The 3650-nt window shown below is 41.2% G+C and carries 5 protein-coding genes; 1 reads left to right on the top strand and 4 read right to left on the bottom strand.

All coding sequences use genetic code 11. The features are described 5' to 3' along the window. Positions 1-866, top strand: an 866-nt coding sequence (locus G1ANC_RS03860) for a glycosyltransferase (RefSeq protein WP_164998026.1), incomplete at its 5' end; no start/stop codon positions are given. A 16-nt stretch (positions 867-882) separates the two neighbouring features. Here the strand turns inward: G1ANC_RS03860 and G1ANC_RS03855 are convergent. From G1ANC_RS03855 to rfbA, 4 genes are read right to left on the bottom strand one after another with little or no spacing between them, the layout of a single operon-like run. After that, positions 883-1698 carry a glycosyltransferase family 2 protein gene (locus tag G1ANC_RS03855; RefSeq protein WP_129693684.1) on the bottom strand — a complete coding sequence of 272 codons (816 nt, stop codon included), beginning with the start codon at positions 1696-1698 and terminating at the stop codon, positions 883-885. Further along, complete coding sequence (locus G1ANC_RS03850) at positions 1688-2041, bottom strand: hypothetical protein (protein ID WP_129693683.1); 354 nt, start codon at positions 2039-2041, stop codon at positions 1688-1690. Before G1ANC_RS03850 ends, G1ANC_RS03855 begins: the two co-directional genes overlap by 11 nt. Next, positions 2038-2742, bottom strand: a complete 705-nt coding sequence (locus tag G1ANC_RS03845; protein ID WP_129693682.1) for a glycosyltransferase family 2 protein — start codon at positions 2740-2742, stop codon at positions 2038-2040. The genes G1ANC_RS03850 and G1ANC_RS03845 overlap by 4 nt, the downstream gene beginning before the upstream one ends. Positions 2743-2748: 6 nt before the next feature. Continuing rightward, positions 2749-3603, bottom strand: a complete 855-nt coding sequence (gene rfbA, locus G1ANC_RS03840; RefSeq protein ID WP_129693685.1) for a glucose-1-phosphate thymidylyltransferase RfbA — start codon at positions 3601-3603, stop codon at positions 2749-2751. Positions 3604-3650 lie beyond the last annotated feature (47 nt).

Genomic DNA, 3650 nt, shown 5'->3' with positions numbered 1-3650 from the left:
TCTATCTTGGACATCAACTCAAAAAAGATAGTATCAATAAATTCAACAAAATGGTTGGAAATTATAAGAACGCGACAATTACTTTCGTTGACGTGTCAAGTTATCCTGACGAATTGAAAGAGATTGGCGTTAAGGCTTGGAAGGGATTATATATCACATGGTATAAGATGCTGGCGTTTGCCAAGCTTGACATCAAAACAGACCGAATTTTGTATATTAACCCACACACGGTGATCAGCGGTGCGCTTGATGGTCTTTTGGAGCTTGATTTCGAGGGTAATGTGATGGCGCTGTCGTACGACGCTACCATGGTGAACGCGCACAAAGATGTCATTGGTTTGAAACCAACCGACGGTTACTTTAATTGTGGGGTTATGCTTATCAATCACAAAAAATGGATGAAAGATAAGATTGATGCCAAGATGCGCGAGCATTTGCGACACAATCGCTACGAGGTGGCTGACCAAGATTTGTGCAACGTGTTTTTCAAGGGCAAGATCAAGAAAGTCGGTGTGGAATATAATTTCTCGACCGTTTTCTATGGCTATGACATTAAAAAATATATTAAGGCCAATGGTTTCTTGCCAGAGAGTTTTTACAGTTATGATGAAATCATGGAGAGTTACTACACGCCGAAGATCATTCATTCGCAGTTTGGTGTGAACGGTAGGCCGTGGCAGCAGGGTAACGATAATCCAGTTGGTTTTTTGTGGCGTAAATATTTGAAACTAACGCCCTGGAAAAACGCTAAAATGCCAATAGCCAAGAAGGATATAAACTGGCGACTGTATGACCTATTGCCGCAATCGATAATCGTCAATCTGTATGCCTGGGCGGTTAATCGTAAGTTTGCAAAGACAAAATAGAGTGATAGGATAAGCGCTAAAACCGCGACAAGAAACTATGAATGCGTGATGTCACGCGAAGTTTTGCTGCTCGTGCGGCTTTTTTCCAGCCAATCTCATTAAACCTATCGGAAAAATTATCATAGACTTCGTTCTCTTCCTTGAATCGGATACCATTTTTACCTTTTTCCTTGCTAGATAACGACTCGGCAAAACGGCGGTATTGAAAAGTTTCTGTTGTGTCAAAATAAAGCGAAGCGCCATCAATAATCATGGTCAATTCGACGATGACGTCTTCAAGGATTTTATACTTTGTATCAAATGAGTATTGTTTGAGAGTATCGGTTTTCCAAGTGATGGATGGAAAATAAAGCCAATTTCCACAGCAAAGCGACGCAGCAAGTTTTTCGCCAGACAGTATGCCAGATTTTTTAGGCTGCAGTATTCTTTTAACTTTATCGGCAAGCGGTAGATATACGTTACTTTTGTCGTCGATTATCTGTACGCGAGGCTGATAAAAGTCTGATTCACCAATGTTTTTTAGCGCAGTATCAACGTAGCTAGGTAATAGTTTATCGTCGCAGCCGACAATCATACAATACGGTGCGCTTGCGTGTTGAATAGCGTAATTAAAGTTGGCGGTGATACCAATATTTTTACGGTGTCTGATATACGTGATGCGTTTATCGTTTAATTTTTTGTAATGATTGTAGGCAGTTTTGTCTGGATAATGATCGTCAAGAATAGTCAAATGCCAGGCTTTGCTGGTTTGTGCTAGCACTGAATCGACAGTTTGCTTCAGTAGTGAAAACTCACCCCAGTACGGTACGATGATATCAATACTATTTTTCATCCGACAGCCTGATTGATAATTCTTGATGCAAATCGCGCAGTCTTCGCTCGTTTTGGTCGATACGCTGGCGCTGGTTGTTGGCGATGTAGAATAGCAAAATAATCGCTGTAGTTTGCAAAATATCAAATAAGCTTAACTCTGACGAATCCAGCGGCGGATGGCCTATCGAAATGTTATACAGAGGAAATGACCCAATCAGTACAACCATGATAACCATCCAGATAATTAATTGATGGCGAAAGCGCGTTACACTAACTTTGCGCAGTTTGTACTGAGTAATGATATTGATCAATGCTGCTAAAATAATCGGCACATTGAGTAGTACGAGGATAAGATATCTCATTCGAATAACTCCGTTAAACGTTGTTTGAATAATCGTTTGACGATATTGATGGCGTTCCAGTTGTTTTGGCCTTTGGCGCGGGAATAGTCGGTGTAAATTGCCTTGATTGGATATTCACCGATTACCATGCCTGCTTGTTTGGCACGCCAAATCATCTCTGAGCAAAACTCATAACCAGTCGATTTCCAGTCGAGATTATCAATTGCCCTTCGCGAGTAAATTCGCAGACCAGATTGCGAATCAGTAACATTGATACCAAATAGGGCGTAAGTAATGAAGCTGAGACCCTTGTTTCCTAAAACTTTAGTCCTAGACATGCCCTCGCTATTGATGAGTCGGCTACCGATAAGTAAATCAGTGTTAGAGTTGTCGCTCTGCCGAATACCCGCCAAAACATCTTCTGGATCATGCTGACCATCAGCATCCATGGTGGCGGCAATATCATAGCTGTGTTGCCGCGCGTATGCAAGCCCAGTTAGCGTTGCGCCGCCGGCTCCAGAATTCAAAATATGATCAATGACAATTGCGCCGCCTTTTCGAGCTTGTTCGAGCGTATTGTCTTTTGATCCGTCGTTGATGAGAACTATATCAATTGAGTAGTCTTTTTTGGCTTTTGAGAAAACTTTTTTGGCTTTTTTAATAACATCTTTGATGACGCTAGATTCGTTGTAGGCAGGTATGATAACACAAACTTTTTTCATCGGTAATTACAATACGTTCAAGTATTCTCCGTAGCCTGATTTCTTGAGTGTGGCAGCGATCTCTTCAAGTTGCTGGCGGTTAATCCAGCCGTTTTGGAAAGCAGTTTTTTCTGGACTGCCGACAATTTGGCCGGTACGCGTTTGGACGACACGAACAAAATCTTCGGCATCAGTTAAGCTGCTGATGGTGCCGGTGTCTAGCCAAACATCGCCGTTATCAAGTGTTTGAACTTTGAGTTTACCGCGACGTAAATATTCAGCATTAACAGAGGTTATTTCTAGCTCACCACGATTGCTTGGTTCGACATTTTTAGCAATTTCAATAACATCGTTATCGTAAAAATATAATCCAACAACTGCAAAGTCTGATTTTGGTTGAGTTGGTTTTTCTTCAATTGAGACAGCCTGGTTTTGGCTGTCAAACTCAACAACACCATATCTTTCTGGGTCGGAAACTTTGTAAGCAAAAACAGTACCACCATCTGGATTGGTACATGCTTGTAGTGAGCTATCGAGAGCTGCACCATAGAAAATATTATCACCCAATACTAACGCTACTTTGTCATCGCCAATGAAATTCTCACCAATTATAAAAGCCTGTGCTAATCCATCTGGACTTGGTTGAACAGCGTATTGTAGACTAATTCCCCATTGTGAGCCATCACCGAGCAGTCGTTGAAAACTACTCTGATCTTCTGGTGTTGTTATGATTAAGATATCGCGAATGCCTGCTTGCATTAGTGTAGTTAATGGATAGTAGATCATTGGCTTATCGTAAATCGGCATCAACTGTTTGCTAATAGCCTTTGTGATTGGCCATAATCTTGTACCTGATCCACCCGCTAGAATTATTCCTTTCATCATCCTCTACTCCTAAGTTATTTATCTATGATATATCATACCACATT

The organism is Candidatus Nanosynsacchari sp. TM7_ANC_38.39_G1_1 (assembly GCF_004138385.1).
Note: the sequence above shows the minus strand (reverse complement) of the source record. Positions and strands in the feature narration are given on the sequence as shown.

Bases quoted from the DNA above. Each gene is read 5' to 3' on its own strand.
- G1ANC_RS03855 (WP_129693684.1), bottom strand. From the start codon at position 1,698: ATGAAAAATAGTATTGATATCATCGTACCGTACTGGGGTGAGTTTTCA.
- G1ANC_RS03850 (WP_129693683.1), bottom strand. From the start codon at position 2,041: ATGAGATATCTTATCCTCGTACTACTCAATGTGCCGATTATTTTAGCA.
- G1ANC_RS03845 (WP_129693682.1), bottom strand. From the start codon at position 2,742: ATGAAAAAAGTTTGTGTTATCATACCTGCCTACAACGAATCTAGCGTC.
- rfbA (WP_129693685.1), bottom strand. From the start codon at position 3,603: ATGAAAGGAATAATTCTAGCGGGTGGATCAGGTACAAGATTATGGCCA.